The 18531-nt window shown below is 45.1% G+C and carries 11 protein-coding genes; 2 read left to right on the top strand and 9 right to left on the bottom strand.

Translation table 11 applies throughout. From position 1 onward, the window contains the following. Positions 1–33: 33 nt before the first annotated feature. The 4 genes from ABR189_RS01390 to ABR189_RS01375 form a co-directional block, all read right to left on the bottom strand. Positions 34–3468: a TonB-dependent receptor gene (locus tag ABR189_RS01390; protein WP_354658643.1), complete on the bottom strand. Its 3435-nt coding sequence runs from the start codon at positions 3466–3468 to the stop codon at positions 34–36. A gap of 126 nt (positions 3469–3594) precedes the next feature. Continuing rightward, on the bottom strand, positions 3595–4743 hold the full coding sequence (locus ABR189_RS01385) for a FecR family protein (protein ID WP_354658642.1): 1149 nt from the start codon (positions 4741–4743) through the stop codon (positions 3595–3597). Between the two features lie 96 nt (positions 4744–4839). Further along, entirely contained in the window at positions 4840–5403 is a 564-nt protein-coding gene (locus ABR189_RS01380; RefSeq protein ID WP_354658641.1) for an RNA polymerase sigma-70 factor, read from the bottom strand. Positions 5404–5567: 164 nt separating this feature from the next. Continuing rightward, positions 5568–6200 carry a hypothetical protein gene (locus ABR189_RS01375; protein WP_354658640.1) on the bottom strand — a complete coding sequence of 211 codons (633 nt, stop codon included), beginning with the start codon at positions 6198–6200 and terminating at the stop codon, positions 5568–5570. 297 nt (positions 6201–6497) lie between these two features. On the opposite strand from ABR189_RS01375, the gene ABR189_RS01370 reads away from it, so the two are divergent. Next, on the top strand, positions 6498–6971 hold the full coding sequence (locus ABR189_RS01370; RefSeq protein WP_354658639.1) for a YMGG-like glycine zipper-containing protein: 474 nt from the start codon (positions 6498–6500) through the stop codon (positions 6969–6971). Between the two features lie 482 nt (positions 6972–7453). Here the strand turns inward: ABR189_RS01370 and ABR189_RS01365 are convergent, their stop codons facing one another. The 3 genes from ABR189_RS01365 to ABR189_RS01355 all read right to left on the bottom strand — a co-directional run bounded on the left by ABR189_RS01365 (position 7454) and on the right by ABR189_RS01355 (position 13637). Beyond that, positions 7454–11773, bottom strand: coding sequence for an efflux RND transporter permease subunit (locus tag ABR189_RS01365; protein ID WP_354658638.1), 4320 nt, complete (start codon positions 11771–11773; stop codon positions 7454–7456). Between the two features lie 43 nt (positions 11774–11816). Then, positions 11817–13232, bottom strand: coding sequence for a TolC family protein (locus ABR189_RS01360; RefSeq protein WP_354658637.1), 1416 nt, complete (start codon positions 13230–13232; stop codon positions 11817–11819). Positions 13233–13316: 84 nt separating this feature from the next. After that, complete coding sequence (locus tag ABR189_RS01355; protein WP_354658636.1) at positions 13317–13637, bottom strand: hypothetical protein; 321 nt, start codon at positions 13635–13637, stop codon at positions 13317–13319. 400 nt (positions 13638–14037) lie between these two features. Here ABR189_RS01355 and ABR189_RS01350 point away from each other — a divergent pair, with 400 nt between their 5' ends. Next, entirely contained in the window at positions 14038–16572 is a 2535-nt protein-coding gene (locus ABR189_RS01350) for a phosphocholine-specific phospholipase C (protein ID WP_354658635.1), read from the top strand. 55 nt (positions 16573–16627) lie between these two features. On the opposite strand, the gene ABR189_RS01345 is transcribed toward ABR189_RS01350, so the two are convergent. After that, the gene (locus ABR189_RS01345; RefSeq protein ID WP_354658634.1) at positions 16628–17386 is read right to left on the bottom strand and encodes a LytR/AlgR family response regulator transcription factor; all 759 of its coding nucleotides are present in this window, start codon (positions 17384–17386) and stop codon (positions 16628–16630) included. Positions 17387–17390: 4 nt separating this feature from the next. Further along, positions 17391–18500: a sensor histidine kinase gene (locus tag ABR189_RS01340; protein ID WP_354658633.1), complete on the bottom strand. Its 1110-nt coding sequence runs from the start codon at positions 18498–18500 to the stop codon at positions 17391–17393. Positions 18501–18531 lie beyond the last annotated feature (31 nt).

The raw sequence follows: 18531 nt of genomic DNA, 5'->3' as shown, positions 1-18531 counted from the left end.
ATGTTTATCCTTAGATTTCTCATTTCCGAACAATTAAAAAGTTAAGTTCAATCCAAATTCAAACAGCCTTTGCTGGGGATAATATCCCTGGTTTACATCCGGCATTTCAGGATCGAAATACTTCAGGTGAGATAATGTAAACAGATTGCTGCCAGACACATACAACCGTATTTTCTGAATATTGGCACGCTGCATTAACGGCGCTGGTAAAGAGTAGCCTATCTGAACACTCTTTAAGCGCAGATAAGAACTGTTTACTACCCACCAGGAAGACATAGCTCCTCCGTTGGAGCGGGACTCCAAACCTAATCTTGGGTATTTTGCATTGGTATTATCAGGACGCCAGGCATTTTCTACCAGGTAATAAGGCGCATTACCATCAGACCAGAAAGGTTTGGTATAGAAAGTGTTGTCATAGAATCCACGGTCTGAGTAAAGTCCTGCCAGCCAAACATCTGACAGTGCTGCGCCCTGAAGGAAGATGTTCAGATCAAATCCTTTATAGGATCCGCCCAGGTTCATACCAAACATCATTTCCGGTGTACTGCTACGGCCGGTTACTACCCAGTCCTGGTCAAAAGTGATCTTACCATCACCGTTAATATCTTTTAACTTAACATCTCCGGGTAAGGTAGGTCCAAATACAGGGCTGTTCTCCACTTCTTCGGCCGACTGAAAAAGCCCTTCTGCAATGAAGCCATACTTCTGTCCCATCGGACGACCCACCTGCCGCATATAGTCGGGTACGTTAGTAGCCTCTGTAGATCTGATCACCTTATTTCTTGCCCAGGATACATTACCCCGGATATTGTAATTAAAGTCGCCTATATGATTGTTGTGTGTTAATACCAGCTCAAAACCGCGGTTATCCACAATACCGGAGTTGATTACTGAAGGGAAATAACCTCCCAGAGAAGGTGGCATATCTGCACGTCCCTGCAAAATATCATTGGTGACTTTATAGAACACATCCAGCTCTACGCCCAGCAAACCCTTCCACATGATGGCTTCGAATCCGCCATTATAAGAACTGGTCGTTTCCCAGGTAATACCCAGATTCGGTACTCTGTCCATAGTCAGCGGGCGGGATAATTTATCACCTATCATCACCACGGGGTCTTTACCCAGGCTCATTGTTTTCAGAAATGCCTGTCCGCCAATGTTATCATTTGCCAGCTTACCTGCTGAGGCACGCAATTTCAGGTCATCAATAAAAGACACCTGGTCTTTAAAGAAGGGCTCCTGTGAAATACGCCATCCTAATGCCACTGCCGGGAAAAAGCCCCATCTTTGATCACTTGGAAAAAACGAAGACCCATCTACCCTACCTGTAAATTCAAAGAGGTATTTTTCATCGTAATTATAACTCAGCCGGCTTACATACCCTGCACGGTGAAAATAAGAATGGCTGCCTTTTACCAGATCTGCAATTACCTCTTCCCCATAATTCAGGTCCATAATATCCGTAATGGGAAAACTTCTTCTGCCAGCAGACATACCAGTACCCTGATCTCTGATATATTCATACAGGAACAATCCACTCACGGCGTGCTTGCCAAACTGGTTATTATAACCGATGGAAGGTTGTACTGTTGTTCTCCAGGATTCTGCAAACCATTGGTTAATTACTGCATCGCCGGTCAGCGCGTGCCGTGCATAGGAAGGACTGTAAGTTTCAGAAGAAGGATTGAAGATCATAAGCTGATAAGGCATCAGTGTCGATTTCTTTACAGAATAATTCCTGTCATAGGCGGTATTCATTTTCAGCTCTAAGCCTTTCACAAAAGGTACACTGTATTTCAGGGCCATGCTTCCTTCAAACATTGCTGCCCTGTTATTTTGGTCACCGGAAAGGTCTCTGGCAGCCAGTGGGTTCTGGTTACCGTTACCCGGATTCTGGCTACCTACCGGCTTTCCATCCAGGTAAGCAGGCAGATAAGGATAAGACATCAGTGCCTGGCTGAAAATAGAACCATAGCTATTGCCTAAACCTGCACTTAACCCGGGTTGTTTGGTTTCATTGGTTTGCCCTGCAAGATTCACCGACAAATTCAGGTTCTTAGCCACTTTAGCATCTATGTTGGCACGGATACTGTAACGATCATAACCTGTTCTGTCAATAATACCCCGCTGGTTATACGAACCGAGAGAAACAAAATATTTGATATCATCATTACCACCTCTTAAAGAAATATTGTTCACATAGGTAGGAGCAGTGGATTTAAACAACATATCAAACCAATCCGTATTGGCATAAACGCCTTTCGGATCACCATTTTTGATGCGGTCTATCTGGTCTTGCGTAAACCGGCGGCCACTTTCGGGCACACCATCCATTTCCTGTGCTTTATCATACCAGTAGGCATAATCAGCACCATTCAGGAATTTAGGAAAATTAGTATTGGTACTAAGGGATAAAGAGGAATGTACATCTATGGTAGATTTTTGTTTCAGACCTCTCTTTGTGGTCACCAGTATCACCCCGTTAGCAGCCTGTACACCATATACCGCACCCGAAGAAGCATCCTTCAGGATAGTGATACTTTCTACTTCATCCGGGTTGATATTGGGAAAAGGCCTTGGGATACCATCCACTACTACTAATGGGGAGTTGCTGGTAGGACTGTTCAAACCTCTCACCAACAAAGATGCTCCATCTGAACCGGGTTGGCCGCTGGGTTGTTTGGTAACCAAACCAGGCAACCGTCCCTGCAACATAGAAGAAAGATTACCGGTAGGTGAAGTCTGTAATTCTTTTCCACTTACCTGCGATACCGCTCCCAATACATTGGCTTTACGCTGGGTACCATAACCTACTACCACCACCTGGTTGAGGGAAGAAAGCTGCTCTTTCATCACCATGTTGGCAATATTATTCTGGGACACCACCACTTCTTCGGTATTAAAACCGATATAGCTAAAAACCAGTACCGGGTTGTTAACACTCACATTTAACGAGAATTTCCCGTTTACATCTGTCATGGTACCTGTGTTGGTGCCTTTCAGTTTAACACTTACACCAGGTAATCCCTGTCCTTTTTCATCAGTAACGGTACCGCTTACCTGCCTGGCCTGCAAAGGGGATTCAATATCGGCAGTCAGGTTTGCACCCACCTTTTTTATCACTACCGTTTTATTCCGGATGGTGAAAGTCAGGTCTGACCCTTTTAAACATTTTTCGATCACATTTACCAGTTCTTCATCCTTTACCTGTAAACTTACTTTTGTATGCTGCACTACCTGTGCACTATACAAAAAGTCGTACCCACTTTGCAGCTTCAGTTGTCTGAATACTTCTTCCAGTGAAGCATTCCTAACCGACAAACTGACCTTCTGCGCATAGGTAGCGGCATTTACCTGTACCAGGCAGGCTAAAAGAAGGATAAATAAAAATTTCATTCTCAACAACGGGCGGACATAAGCGCGGCAATGCTTCCTCCGTCTAAATAACGCGAACTGCTTATTCATTTTGGTTGTTTGGTTATAGATTAAAGATTTGTGGAATAGTATATCCGCCAGATATTGTACCTGTAGCTATCAGGCAATACCCGCAAACATGAGTGGCAATTACTGGTTTATAAGATGATTAATTTATTATGGCATGACAATCACTTTATTTCCGTCCATTTTAAAATGTACAATTCCTGTTAGTTCCAACGTGCTTAACAATTCGGCCAGGCTACTAAAGCGAGCAACTGATCCACCGAAATTTTTATTACTGATATCTGTTCTGTATTCTACTTCCACATCGTAGTACCTGACGATCTTCTTCATAATGCTTTCCAGGTTTTCGTTATTAAAAACAAAATACCCGTTTTTCCAGGCCACGTCTTCTGTGGTATTTGTTTGCCGCACCTGTATATCACTACGGCCGTTGTTCAGAATGGCCGCCTGTCCTGGTTGCAGTACCACGGCTGCCTGTTCTTTTGACACCTTTACCGCCCCCTGCAACAGGGTGGTTTTCACAAACGCCTCATCTGCATATGCCATTATATTAAACTGGGTACCCAGTACATTCACATCCACGTCATTGGCACTTACTACAAAAGGCTGCTGTGCATTCGCTGCAATTTCAAAATAGCCTTCCCCACTTAAGTATACTCTTCGTTCCTTACCCTGGAAAGAAGTCGGGTATTTAAGCTCAGAAGCCGCATTCAGCCATACCCCGGTACCATCCGGCAGGGTGAGCCGGTATTGTGCTCCCCGGGGGGTTTTCAGTGTATTGAATGCCATACCGTTGCCCTTTCCCTTCTCTTTATATTCCAGCAATCCTTTTTGCTGGTATACAGTCACATTGCCCTGCCTGATCACCTGGTGGCCGGTACTATCCAGTGGTACCACCACGCCATTGGCCAAAGTAAGGGTAGCTTTATTATATCCTGGTATCTGTCCTTCCGGTTGATTTACGGCACCTACCTCTTTAGGTACAACGGACCGCTGCTGCATAAAAAAATACCCCCCTGCCGCCACCAGGATGCCCAATACTGCCGCTGCCGCCGCATACTGCCACCATGCTCTGCCCCTGGTCACCAATACCGGTACTTCCGGCGCAGCTTCCTGTACCGCATGATGAATCCTATGCAGCATCCTTTCCCGTAATGCCTCTTCCTCAGCAGGCGCCAGCCGGGCCATTGCGTCCTTCTCCAACCGGTTGTAATATGCATCCACCAGCTGGCGTTCTTCCGCTGTGGCAGTACCCTCCAGGCACCTTTTGATCAATTGTCTGAAAATTTCTTTTTCCATCACTCCATAGTAAGTACCAAAAAGGGAGGTATACCCTACGGTAAAAACAATATTTTTTTTTTGAATGACCTTAAAGGCCAGTTGGGGAATTGAATACTAATGGATCCGGGTGAGCATAAATAGTAACAATACCTCACTTAAACCGGTACGGAAGTACTTGAGTGAGAAGGACATTTTTTTCTCTACTGTTTTAACAGAAATCTGCAGCCTGGAAGCTATTTCATGGTAGGTAAGCCCTTCTTCCCTGCTCAGACGGAAAATTTCCCGGCAATCTTCCGGTAAATCCGCTGCCAGCCGGGTAAATATGGCCTGCATTTCTTTTCCCAGTAAAGGATCTTCTTTTATAATAGTAGCAGTAATACGTTGCAAACGTTCATAAAACAGGTGGTCTGCTTTATTATCACGGATGGTTTTTAATACCTGGAACTTTACGGCTTTAGACAGATAGGCTTTCAGATGAGTGATTTCCAGTTCATCACGCCTGCGCCAGAGGGATATAAATACTTCCTGTACGATATCCTCCGCCAGGGGAGCCTGCTGCAACACATTGACAGCGGTATAATAGAGTGGTTGCCAATACCGGTTATAGATACCGGTAAATGCTTCCTCATCATTGTTCTTTAGTCCCTGTAATAACGCTATATCCGTCGGTTCCCCCATATTTTTTTACCTGCTCACTGTAGAAAAATCAGGTTGATTTGTTCCAAATATAAAGATATATCCGGTGAAATAGTAGCGCACCTGTACTTCCCAATTAAAAAGCTGCTTCAACCTAAGTGGTGAAACAGCTTTTTAGTAGCATATCCGGTAAATAATAATATCGCTTAATTTGTAATAACACCTTTTTTTATCATGTCATCCACCACGGTTCTGGTGAATTCTGCAGCTAGTGCCTGTGCTGATCCCGGGTCAAATGTTTTGGTCTGGGCAGAATATTCCAAAGCATCCGCACCTGCTGCCAGGTTAAAGAAGTTGGCTTCCAGTACATAATTGGTAGAAGTAGTATAATAACCAGGGGTATAAACACGGTCGTACAAGGTGTAATAATGCCGCCAATAACGGCTGTAACCTATGGCATAGGGAGAATAATACATAGACCCCGGGGTATAGTTTTTTTCTTTGGACCGGTCTAATAATACAATTGTAAAAGCACCATCAAAACCATCCGCTGTCACCTTTTGTGCAGCTTCTTTTTCAGATAATCCTTCAAATGCTTTAGGCCCATAAGTCTGATATGCGGAAAAAGCATTCAGACCTTTTGCCTTCAAACTTTGTACCAGGGCATTTTCAATATTCTCCCGCAATTCCCGGTCTTTGGCCCCCATCATCCCACCTATTAATATTTTATTAAATTTTCTGGCAGTAGCCTCCGGCGACTTCCAGGAGGTTAATAATTGTGTACTGGAACAGGAAAACAATAAACTGATACAAATACCCAGTGACAACATTGTTTTCATAGCAGCATAATTTTAGCGGTTAGCAATGGAAACTGATATATTACACCATCATTCACAACAGGTTTTAGCACCTGACTTCTCCATATTAACGCCCGTAGATAAAGAAATGTTTAAAGCTTTTAAAACACCTGCAACGCTGGTTCCCCTCTCTGGCCGGAAGGATGCTTAAAAACGCCTGAAAGCTATTTTCTTAAAGACAACACACCCCTAAAACGCCCCATGATGGCCAATCTACTAAAAATGGCATGGTTTTCGTAATTATCCGGGTAAAGCGATTGTATTTAAAAAATTTTAGCCATGAAACACTTATTGATAGCCTTAGCAACAACCGTGGCACTTTTTTCCTGTCAGAGTAAAGCAGATACTGCCGCAGCGATAGAACAAGCCAGGAAAGCAACGATAGATTCCATCAATGCGGTGAATGTGGCAAAGCAGCAGGTCATCGATTCCATGAACCGGGTAAAAACCCAAAGGGCCAGAAGAGCTGCCGCTGCTTATAGTGGTAACAGCTACAATGCCGGTGAAAATACTGCATATGATAATACTACTGCTGCTACCCCGGCAGCTCCTGCTAAAAAGAAAGGCTGGAAAAGCTGGAGCCATACCGCTAAAGGTGCGGTAGTTGGAGCTGGTGCAGGTGCCGTAACTGGTGCCATCGTGAATAAGGACCGCTTAAAAGGAGCTGCTATAGGTACGCTGATCGGAGCTGGTACAGGGGCTGCTACCGGTGCCATTGTAGATCATCAGAAAAAGAAAAAAGCACAGCAGTAACCCCATTACTGCCCTCATGATATGATCAGGACCGTGGAAACACAAATATAAATAGGACCGGTGGTACCGGTCCTATTTGCTTTTCAGGCATATCCAATGAACTTCTTCCAATAAATACCTCCCATCTCCTCTGATTGTAAACCCAATACAGGATTTATTAACAAAAGGTGTAAACCTATACCAGGACTAGACCATTTTCATAGCAATTACTGCCATGGGCCTACGTTTGCATAGGGATATCCCGTATATGTCCCGTATATGTCCCGTATATATCCCGTAGATATCCCGACAATGTGTATAGTCGGGATATCTACGGGATATCTATGGAATATCTGCAGAACATGTATGGTTTATTCATAATCAATCGTAGTAATTGCTAACTGTATGGCTTATGCTATAACCGGGTAATCCGGAGAGGAAAAGCAACAAAAAACCCCTGGTGAAACTTACCAGGGGCTTTTTTATTTATGGGTACAGGGATACTATTCAATAATGCTTCCTTCTGCAATATCATTAGTAGGATGCAGCAGGATCTTTTCGTTACCTTCCAGCTTACCAAACACCTGGGTACTATCATTGCCGGTAATGCCTTCTTTTACGTGCATAAACCTGGTTTTATTCCCATCATCTACTGCTACCAGGTATTTCCCGGTGGTAGCATTTACGATAGCAGATGCCGGTACTACAAACGAGCTGGCATTTACTTTTAAGGGTAGTTTCACTTCTGCAAACATGCCTGGTTTCACCTGTCCGTTCTCGGCTATCAGGTCCATTTCATAGGCTTCGGAACGTAATCCGGTGTTGATAGCGCCTGCAAATCGGGTGATCCGTGCCTGGTAGATTTTGCCTGGGTTTCCGGTTACTTCGTAAGCTACCATCCCGTGCTCATCCACACTGCCCGACAAGGATTCCGGTACATATACCACCAGCCTCAGCTTTTTTTCCTGCTGCAGTACCAGCATAGGTTTATCGCTGCTTTTTATCTCCGGCCCTACCAGTGCTCCCGGGTGTACATTCCTTTCGGTGATAATGCCATCAAATGGCGCGGTCACGGTCAGGTATCCTTTGGAGGTTTCAAAAGCAGCTACATTGGCCTGCTCTGCATCGCGGGTAGCAGCATCCGCAGTCATCTTTGCTTTGGCACTTTCCAGTTCAAAAGGAGAGACTGCCCCGGGTGTGACCGCCGCCTTTGTTAGCCTGTCGTACCGGTCTTTACTGCTCAGATAAACCGCATTTGCCTGTGCATATTTAGCTTTGGCCGCCTGTAAGCGCTGTTCTACCTCCGGTGCTTCTAATGTGATCAATACATCTCCCTGCCTTACAAACGTGCCCATATCTACCGGTATGGTCTTTATAAATCCGCTTATTTTGGGATAGATAGACACCATCTCAAAAGGTTTGAATTCGCCGGGTAATTTCACCACCGACACCAATGGCCTTTTTACCACACTGGTAAAATCATATCCGGTGTTTTTAGCGGTATTACTGGTGGTCATATCAACGGGCTTGCGGGCATTACCACAAGCATTGGCCAACAATGCTATCCCGATGAGTATAATCGTTACATTTTTCATTTCCATGTGTTGTTTTCTTTTTTTACCAGGTAATAGTGAAGGGCTTTCCAGAGATGATTTGCGTTGTAATACCGCAAATGCCAGGGGCAGAATAAACAAGGCTGCCAGCGTGGAGGCAATCAGCCCACCTATCACTGCTCTGCCCAAAGGTGCACTTTGTTCTCCGGCCTCTCCCAGTCCTGCTGCCATTGGGATCATCCCTGCTATCATTGCAAAGCTGGTCATTAAAATAGGCCGCAAGCGAACAGCAGCAGCTGTTACCGCCGCTTGTTTTGCATCCTTATATACCAGCCGCAAACTTTCCGCATTGGTCACAATCAGAATGGCATTAGCTACTGAAACACCGATAGACATAATGATACCCATATACGATTGCAGATTCAGCGTAGAGCCAAATTGCAGCAACATCAGCAATGCTCCCAGGATCACTGCGGGCACCGTGATCAAAACTACCAGTGAAAGTTTCACCGACTGATAATTGGCCGCCAGCAATAAGAAGATCACCAGTACCGCAAACAGCAATCCCGTTTGCAGGCCTTTCATGGTTTCGGTAAACAGGCTGGATACCCCGTGAACTTCTGTCACAATGCCTTTGGGAGGCTGTCCTAATTCATGCAGGATCTGCTGTACCTCCCGTGTTGCAGTACCCAGATCCTTGTCCTTGATATTGGCATTGATCGTGAGGTACCGGCGGGGCCCCATTCTGTCATATTCGCCAGGCACCTCTTTCATGGAGAAGTCTGCCACATCTGCCAGCACAGGTCGGGCACTACCTTTGGTCAACGGAATTTCCTTTAACTCATCCATCGTACTCATCACGTATTCCGGTACCTGTACCTGCACCTGGTACGTATAGGCTACCTTTTCATCCAGCCACTGGATCTTTTGGGTAAAACGGCTGGAAGAAGTACTGGCCGTAACAGATCTGGCAATACCATCTACCGTCACTCCCCAGCGGGCAGCCTTCTCCCGGTCTATGTTAATAGCGATGGTAGGAAATTTTAATGGCTGGGCAATCTGCACATCCCGGAAATAAGGTACGGCGCGCATCTTTTGAAGAATGGTATCTGCATAAGCAGTGATCTGCTCCATATCTTTTCCGGCTACTCTTATTTCAATCGGTGTAGCCGCCCCCTGGCTCATGATCTTTTCCGTCATGTCAATAGGCTCAAAAGATAATCGCACACCCGGCATCCGGCTGTTGATATTTTTGCGTAACACATCTTTCAGGTCATCCATCTTTACCTTGTAATGTTCGTCCAGCTGCACCTGCAATACCGCTTCATGTGTACCGGCATTAAAGATGTACAGGTTACTGGTTCCATAACTGGAAGGCACCAGCCCTACATAAGCAGAGCTCATCGATACATGATGCTGTACCGTAGTATCTATAATAGCCAGTGCCTGTTTTAATAATGCTTCGGTACGTTCCAGCCTGGTACCGTCCGGGGCTTTGATCCTTACCTGGAATTGGCTGCCGTTTGTTCTTGGCATCAGGTCTTTGCCGATATCTACAAAACAAAAACCGGATAATAACAATACCAGGATGAGGTAAATACTGATAGCAGTTTTCCTCCAGGGCATCATCTTCTCCAGTATGCGGATAAATCCAAGTTTTAACCTTTCAAATCCATCATTCTTTTCCGGCTCTCTTTGTTCCTGCTGTAGATGTGTGCTGATTTGCCCGATTTCTTCCTCATCCAGGGCTTCTCCTGCATGGGCATGGAATTGTCCGTGTTTATAACGGAATTTTTCTTCCTTCAGCAACCAGTTACAGATCACAGGCACCAGACTTTGCGCCAGTAGATAAGAAACGATCATCGCAAAGCCGATAGATAAAGACAACGGCAGGAACATCGCTCTAGGAATCCCATTCATCATAAAGGATGGTGCAAAAACAGCCAGTATACAAAGGAGGATCAGTAACAGCGGAAAAGCAATTTCCTTACAGGCATCATAGATCGCCTGCTCTTTGGGTTTTCCCATTTCCAGGTGCTGATGTATATTTTCAATCGTTACCGTGGCCTGATCCACCAGAATACCTACTGCCAGTGCCAACCCGCTCAGGGTCATGATATTGATGGTCTGGTCAAATAATTTCAGTAATAACAGCGCAGACAAAATAGATACAGGGATGGTAATGATCACTACCAGGCTGCTTCTCAGGTCTCTTAAAAACAGGAATACCATCAGTCCCGTCAGCAGTGCCCCTAAAGTACCTTCAAAGATGAGGCTCTTCACAGAATTAGCCACGAAGACAGACTGATCAAATTCGTAAGATAACTTTACATCGTCCGGCAACAGGCTTTGCATCTCAGGGATGCGGGCTTTCAGGTCCTGTACCACCTGCCAGGTGGAGGCATCTGCCGTTTTTACAACCGGGATATATACAGAACGTTTGCCGTTCACCAAAGCATAGTCTACCGTAACATCCATCCCGTCCTTCACCTTTGCCACATCACTAACATAAATGGTGCCTCCCTGTTTTGTTTTCAATGGAATGCGGTTAAATTCTTCCACTGTTTGCTGCAGGGTATTGATAGTGGTCAGGTACATGGTGTTATTCATCCGCAGGTTGCCCGATGGCGACATCACATTCGACCTGGTAATCGCTTCTACTACATCATCCGGTGCTATTCCGAAACTTCTTAGCTTATCAGGGTCTACATTAATCAGCAATGACCTGGAGTTAGCACCAAAAGGAGGTGGCGCACTCAGTCCCCTTACGGAAGCAAACATAGGTCGTACACGTGTTGCCGCCAGGTCGTAGATCTCTTTCAGGGAACGGCCCTTACTCGAAAACACCAACTGCCCCACCGGAAGAGAAGAAGCATCAAACCGCACCACCTGGGGAGGCAGCGCACCCGGTGGGAAAAATTTCATGGCCCTGTTTACCTGCAAGGCCACCTGTGCAGAAGCCTCTGCCATATCTGTGCTTTCGTAAAAGCTCAGCTTGATCATGGTAAGGCCCTGAATGCTTTTGCTTTCTATGTTTTTGATACCGTTTACATACAGGAACTGATCCTGCAAGCGGGTAGCAAAAAAACCTTCCATCTGCTGGGCAGACATTCCTCCGTAAGATTCAATGACGTAGATAGTAGGGAGGTTTAGTCTGGGGAATATATCAATGGGTATTTTAGGGATAGCTATGAGGGAAAATATGAGCATACCCAGGACCAGTATAATTACCGTAATGGGTCTTTTAAGTGCACCTGTAACGAGATCCATCAGTCATAATTTTTGTTGTTAAAAATGCCGGATAATGACTCACTCAGTTCCGGAGTAGCTTTGTAAATAAAGACAGGTCGCCTGCTGCTGCGGATTGTAACAATACCGCTCTCCAGACATTGTTATACGCCGTCAGTTGATCGGCAGTGGCCCTGTTTAAAGTATAAAGCGCCTGGTATAATTCCGGCATTGTAGATAACCCTGATCTGTAGCGTGCCTGCGATTGCTTATACGCCTGCAGTGCAGCATCATATTGCAGGGGAGCCTGTTCCAGCTGCTGAAGTGCCGTGGTGAGCTGTAACTTGGCAGTGGCCAGTTGGGTATTTGTTTTTAAGGTGGCTTCATTGTACAGTTCTTTAGCATATGCTACCCGTTGCAGCTCACTGTTGTACTGGCGTTTTACCAATGGCACCGAAAGGATGTTCCAGCGAAAAGCCACTCCCACCATATAGTTTAGCGCACGGGGTTGTATCCCTTCCCATATCGCACTGTTCAGATGCCCGGTGATATTGTCAATCCCGCTGCCGCGTGCCCAGCCGGCAGACAAGAAGCTCAGGGAAGGATAAACTGTACGTTTGGTAGCGCTGGCCTTTGACTCCTGCAGGTCTATCATTGATTTATAATAGCGGATAAAGGGAGCATGCAGGGAATCTACTGCATCCGGTGCAGCGCCGAGTGCAGGTAAAGTATTGGTTAATCCGGCAGTATCTATTTCAAGTGCCTGTTGTGGCAGGCCCATATTTTCTGACAATCTTAATTCCTGTACCTTGGCTTCCTGCACCGCTTGTTGCAGCATCAGCCTGGCTTTGGCTACTTCCGCATTGGCCAGGGAAGAATCTACTCCCGGCCTTAACCCGCTGAGGGTATTGGCCAGTATAGCCGACCGGAACATTTCCGCCCGTTCCAGGTTTTGTTGCTGTACCCCTACAAATTGCTGCATGGCAATCAGCAGCAGATAGGCATCTGCTACCTTTACCTGCTGACGGAAGATTTCATTTTCATATTCCAGCCTGCTCTTCTGCTGCGCTTGTTCTGCCACCTGTACATTGGCTTTCACTTTTCCGAAATTGAAAAATTTCCAGTCTATCAGCATCGTAGCATAGCTGGTCCATACGCCCTGATAAACATTGTGATCACGTGTACCACCGGTAACAGAAAGGGTCGTTCCTCCGTTGGAATAAGCCGCGCCCTGTACATTATTCGTACTGGCATACAGGTATTGGTCCTGCACAATCAGTTGTGGTAAATATTCCATTCTGGCTACCGACACATCGCTTTTGGCGGCTTCAGTTAATGCTGCTTTGGCTTTAATGGCGGGATAATGCGAGCGTGTAATGGATAATGCTGTATTTAAATCAATTTTGTGTATCGTATCCTGTGGTATAGGCACCGCTGCGCGCACAGGCATACCGGCTATTCCCAATGTCAGGGTCACCAGACACCATATTCCAGTATTCATAATTTTCTCCGTAAAAACATAGTAATACTGCATGAAACCATTTCATGCAGCGTGAAGTATTCAACTACTTAGAAAAAAGCAGGATCACCTCAGGAGGGAGCAATATTGCAGGAAAATACGTTCGGGTACAAAGGGGATCCGCAGATAAATGCGGTTGTTTATTTTGGGTGAAACAACCTGTAGGAAACATTGTTTTATAACAAATACTAACCTGCTCAGAAAGGCGGTGAGTTTTCTGACACCCGTTGCGCATACCAGCGCTTCTCCGGTATTAAAGACATCTTCAATAGACAGGTCATCACTTTTCTTACGTTGCTTGCATACATGCTGCTGCCATTTCACGTCCATGTTTTGCAGCTGTTCCAGGCAAATATTATGACTGGACAATGCGAACAGCATTCCCATTATCATCGATTTAAAAACAATCGCGGATAATAAAAAATAGCTATGCAGGCAACGCCAGTTCTTAATCATAATCAAATGTCATTTAATCCAAACCTAAATAAAAGGATTTTGAATTAAAATAGTATTAAAATTTTGACCAGTGGTACTTAAAGCCAGGGGGCTACCAACAGATGATATCAGCAGACTAGCTACCCTCCAGGGCAATTCCACACCGGTTTTAACAAAAGATAACTCACCAATAATCATTTTTTTGCTGCACCCTATCCATATTTTACTATTTTGAGTAGCTGTTGTGGTTGAAGGTGTTTTCAACGCACCTACGCAGCACAGCTATAACTGTCATCATTAAAACGGTCATTTCCACGTGACCAATAGCACTAAACCCTCTTTTGGATTAATTATGGATACAAGACGCGACTTTCTCAGGAAATCAATGTTATTATCCGGTGCAGCCGGACTTTCCACGGTAATGCCCGCTTCCATACAACGGGCACTGGCCATCAATCCTGCACCCGGCTCTACCTATGAGGATGCCGAACACATCGTGATATTAATGCAGGAGAACCGCTCCTTTGATCATTGTTTTGGCACCTTAAAAGGTGTTCGCGGATTTAATGACCCCAGGGCCATTACTTTACCGGACAATAAACCTGTTTGGCTGCAAACCAATGCTCAGGGCGAAACTTACGCACCTTTCCGCCTGGACATGAAGGACACAAAGATTACCTGGATGGGTGATCTGCCACATTCCCGTCCCAGCCAGGTAGATGCCTATAACAATGGTAAATATGACAAATGGCTGCTCGCTAAAAAACCGGGCAACCCACAATATGCTGCCATGCCGCTTACACTGGGTTATTATACCCGGGAGGATCTTCCTTTCAGTTATGCGATGGCAGATGCTTTTACTATCTGTGATCAGAACTTCTGTTCTGCCATGACCAGTACAACGCCTAACCGGTCTTTCTTCTGGACAGGTAAAATCACCCATCCTGAAGAAGGGCGTCCAAAAGCCAATATCAGGAACGATGATTACAGTTATGGCAAACAGCCCTGGACCAGCTTTCCGGAGCTACTGGAAGCCAATAATATCTCCTGGAAGTTTTATCAGAACGAGATCAGCTGTGGAGGCGGCTTTAAAGATGAAGAAAGATCCTGGCTCTCCAACTTTGGTTGTAATGTACTGGAATATTTCGCCCCCTTCCAGGTAAAATTCAGCGCCCGCTATGTACAAAGCCTGCAAAACCAGGCAGATACCTTACCCGGAGAAATTAATAAGCTGCAGGAAGCCAGCCCTTCTTCAGAAGAAGCGGCCAAAAAGATAAAGGCCGATATCGCCAAAAAGCAACAGGTATTAGATCATGCCACTGCAGAACTGGCCAAATGGAATAAAGTTAAATTTGCACAGCTCTCTCAAAAAGAAAAAAATCTTCATCAACGTGCCTTTACCGTTAATTCGGGTGATCCTGCTTTCAGATCGGTGACTACGATGAATTATAACGATGGCAACGAAGCCAGGGAAGTTACCATTCCTGCAGGCGACATTTTGCATCAGCTGCGGAAAGATGCCGATGAAGGTATACTGCCTACCGTATCCTGGCTGGCCAGTCCGCAAAACTTTTCCGATCACCCCAGTGCCCCCTGGTATGGTACCTGGTATGTATCGGAAATATTGGATATCCTCACCAAAAACCCGGAAGTATGGAAAAAAACCATTTTTATTGTTACCTATGACGAAAATGACGGGTACTTTGATCACGTACCTCCTTTTTCCATTCCGGACAATGCCAAGCCTGGTACCGGCAAATGTTCTTCCGGTATTGAAACAGAGATAGAACACGTGCGCCTCGAAAATGAAATAAAACAAGGAGTTCCGGCAAAGCAAGCCAGAGAAGCTCCTATTGGATTAGGATTCCGGGTACCGATGATCATCGCCTCTCCCTGGAGCAGAGGAGGTAAAGTATGTTCTCAGCTATTTGATCATACTTCCACCTTGCAATTCCTGGAAGTTTTCCTGAATAAGAAGTTCAGGAAAAACATCAAACTGGATAATATCAGTACCTGGAGGCGTACGATCTGTGGAGACCTTACCGCAGCATTCAGTCCCTTTAATAATACTTCCCCACGTAACGTCCCTTTCCTTCAGCGAGATGCATTTGTAAAGGATATCTATAATGCTAAATTCAAGCAGGTACCTGCGGGATACAAACAACTTACACCGGAGGATATTACGCAGATAAAAAATAATCCGGCAGATACTACCTTCCTGGCCGGACAGGAAAAGGGCGTACGCCCCTCTGCAGCATTACCTTACGAATTATATGCAGATGGCCAATGGAACAGGGAGAAAAAAAGCTTTGAGATCACGATGAGCGCAGGTAACCGTGTTTTTGGAAAAAGATCTTCCGGAGCGCCATTCAGTGTATACGCACCCGTTTCATTCCGTGACGAGGATGGCAGTACAGAAGTTTCGCGCAACTGGTCTTTTGCAGTGATTCCCGGCGATAAATTATCTTACCAATGGCCTGGAGATGGTTTTGAAAATAAGCAATACCACCTGCGGCTGCATGGCCCTAATGGCTTTTTCCGGGAGTTTAAAGGAGGTGATAACGATCCTGCATTGGAGATCACCTGTGAATATGATCTGGGTGCCAGTGCTAAAGCACCAGGCAATGCCCTACTGCTAAGGCTGCATAATCCCGGAGATACCTCCATTACCATCACCATCAGGGATCATGTCTATCAGCAAAAAGCCATTACCCGTACCATTGCCAAAGGCAGCCGGGAAAATATTAAACTCCCCCTAAGCAAAAGCCATGGCTGGTACGACTTCAGTATACTGGCAGATGGATTCCATGATTTTGAGAAAAGATATGCCGGACGGGTAGAAACGGGCAAAGAAGGATCCAGCGATCCATATATGGGAAGGGTGTAAAAATTGCGCTTACAATAAAAAAGCAGGTACATTCACTAGTACCTGCTTTTTTTTACTATTTATCCAGCCATTGTTTAAAGGCCGGTGCTTTTTCCTTGCTGATCAGCACCTCCCGCTCCGGATCTCTTTTCAGTATTATTTTCAACTTACCATTAAAATAATTATGGATGCTTCCAATGCTATGTATACTGATCAGATGCTGACGATTGGCCCGGAAAAACAGGGAGGGGTTAAACTGTTCTTCCAGTTCATCCATTGTTTGTGTAACGGTTTCCTCCGTACGATCTTTTAATGCCAGGTGCGCTGTTTTAAAAGCAGAATACACAAAATCGATATCTTCCACCAGTACTGTTTTATAACCATCCCGGTAAGGAAGCAGAAACCTGGTACGGTAGCTGACATCCTGCTGCTTAAAAAAGTCCAGCAGTTGTTGTACCGGCTCTGCAGGCATTTTATAAGTCTGCGGTGTACTTACCCGTTCCAATGCCTGTTGCAGATCGTCTTTTTCTATTGGTTTCAGCAGATAATCAATACTATTTACTTTAAATGCCCGGATGGCATATTCATCATAGGCAGTAGTAAAAATAACCGGGCATTGTAGTGTGGTACGGGAAAAAATATCGAAAGACAATCCATCCGCCAGTCTGATATCCATTAATACCACATCAGGATGCATATGCTGCTTAAACCAGTCTACACTTTCCGCAATGGTGTCAAGTACTGCCACCACCGCTATCTCCGGAGATATTTCAGCGATAATATGCTTCAGGCGGGTAGCATTAGGCTTCTCATCTTCAATAATCACGACACGCATACGCTTAGTTTTTAAAATCAAGTAAGGGGAGCTTCACTTCAAATGTTTCATTGACTGTACTGATTTCCGGTTCCTGTTCCGAGAGTATCCTGAACCGGTTCCGGATATTTTCCAGCCCCAGCCTTGTAGAGGGAATATTATACGGGATCAGTTGAATGTTATTGCTCACGGTTAGTTTTTGTTGTTCATCCACATACAGGTGTATATGCAATGGCTGAGCACTGGAAGCCACATTATGTTTAATCGCATTTTCAATAAGTAACTGCAGGGTAATGGGTGGTATCCCTTTTTCTGTAAGTTCTTCCGGAATATCAATATGGATATCCACATTCTCTCCATGCCTGATCTTAATCAGGTAAATATAGGCCTGTATAAATTTAAGTTCTTCCTTCAGGGTAATCACATCTTTGTTAAGGTTGATGATCATATAGCGGTATACCCTGGAAAGGTTTTCCAGGAAAGACATGGCCCCTTCTTTATCATCAGTAATCAGTGCTGCCAGCGTGCTGAAATTATTAAACATAAAATGCGGGTCCAGCTGTAACTTCAAAGACTGCAGCTGTGCCTGCATGGCTATTTCATTCAGCTCCGCCGCTTTCAGTTTTAATGCTGCCGCCTCCAGCATAGAAGTTTTCCAGCGTTGCAGAAAGTAATTACCGGTATGTACCGCACTGATCAGTATGGACATCATGACGCATACAAAAATGAATTGCCATTCATCCAGTTTCTCCAGTGTGGTAACAGGTTCTTTCTCTCTCGGTCCGAAGATAAAAGAGAGCACCACATCGAGGATACTCAGGAATATAAAAACGGAAATGATCTGACAGCACAATTGCGCAACAAACCTCCTTACCGGCCATCGCTCCCAGGGCATTAATTTGTCCATCCACCGTGCCCACAAAAGGCTTATTTCCGTGATCAGCCAGCAGATGATCATTAATACCACTACATGTACCCCTAATTCATTCCAGGTAGCCTCAGGAATCTTTTTCCAATATTCACTGTATGGGTTTACCATGTATGACAGCAGGTAATACAGGACAAATATCATGGGGATAATAAAGATCCTGTAATACCTGTTAAATAGTTGCTCTTGTGCAGTTTTATGCTTCATTACCTATTTTTAAACCATTGCAGGCGCCTGG

Source organism: Chitinophaga sp. H8 (genome assembly GCF_040567655.1).
GTDB classification, from domain to species: domain Bacteria; phylum Bacteroidota; class Bacteroidia; order Chitinophagales; family Chitinophagaceae; genus Chitinophaga; species Chitinophaga defluvii.
Note: the sequence above shows the minus strand (reverse complement) of the source record. Positions and strands in the feature narration are given on the sequence as shown.

Bases quoted from the DNA above. Each gene is read 5' to 3' on its own strand.
- ABR189_RS01390 (WP_354658643.1), bottom strand. From the start codon at position 3,468: ATGAATAAGCAGTTCGCGTTATTTAGACGGAGGAAGCATTGCCGCGCT.
- ABR189_RS01385 (WP_354658642.1), bottom strand. From the start codon at position 4,743: ATGGAAAAAGAAATTTTCAGACAATTGATCAAAAGGTGCCTGGAGGGT.
- ABR189_RS01380 (WP_354658641.1), bottom strand. From the start codon at position 5,403: ATGGGGGAACCGACGGATATAGCGTTATTACAGGGACTAAAGAACAAT.
- ABR189_RS01375 (WP_354658640.1), bottom strand. From the start codon at position 6,200: ATGAAAACAATGTTGTCACTGGGTATTTGTATCAGTTTATTGTTTTCC.
- ABR189_RS01370 (WP_354658639.1), top strand. From the start codon at position 6,498: ATGAAACACTTATTGATAGCCTTAGCAACAACCGTGGCACTTTTTTCC.
- ABR189_RS01365 (WP_354658638.1), bottom strand. From the start codon at position 11,773: ATGGATCTCGTTACAGGTGCACTTAAAAGACCCATTACGGTAATTATA.
- ABR189_RS01360 (WP_354658637.1), bottom strand. From the start codon at position 13,232: ATGAATACTGGAATATGGTGTCTGGTGACCCTGACATTGGGAATAGCC.
- ABR189_RS01355 (WP_354658636.1), bottom strand. From the start codon at position 13,637: ATGGGAATGCTGTTCGCATTGTCCAGTCATAATATTTGCCTGGAACAG.
- ABR189_RS01350 (WP_354658635.1), top strand. From the start codon at position 14,038: ATGGATACAAGACGCGACTTTCTCAGGAAATCAATGTTATTATCCGGT.
- ABR189_RS01345 (WP_354658634.1), bottom strand. From the start codon at position 17,386: ATGCGTGTCGTGATTATTGAAGATGAGAAGCCTAATGCTACCCGCCTG.
- ABR189_RS01340 (WP_354658633.1), bottom strand. From the start codon at position 18,500: ATGAAGCATAAAACTGCACAAGAGCAACTATTTAACAGGTATTACAGG.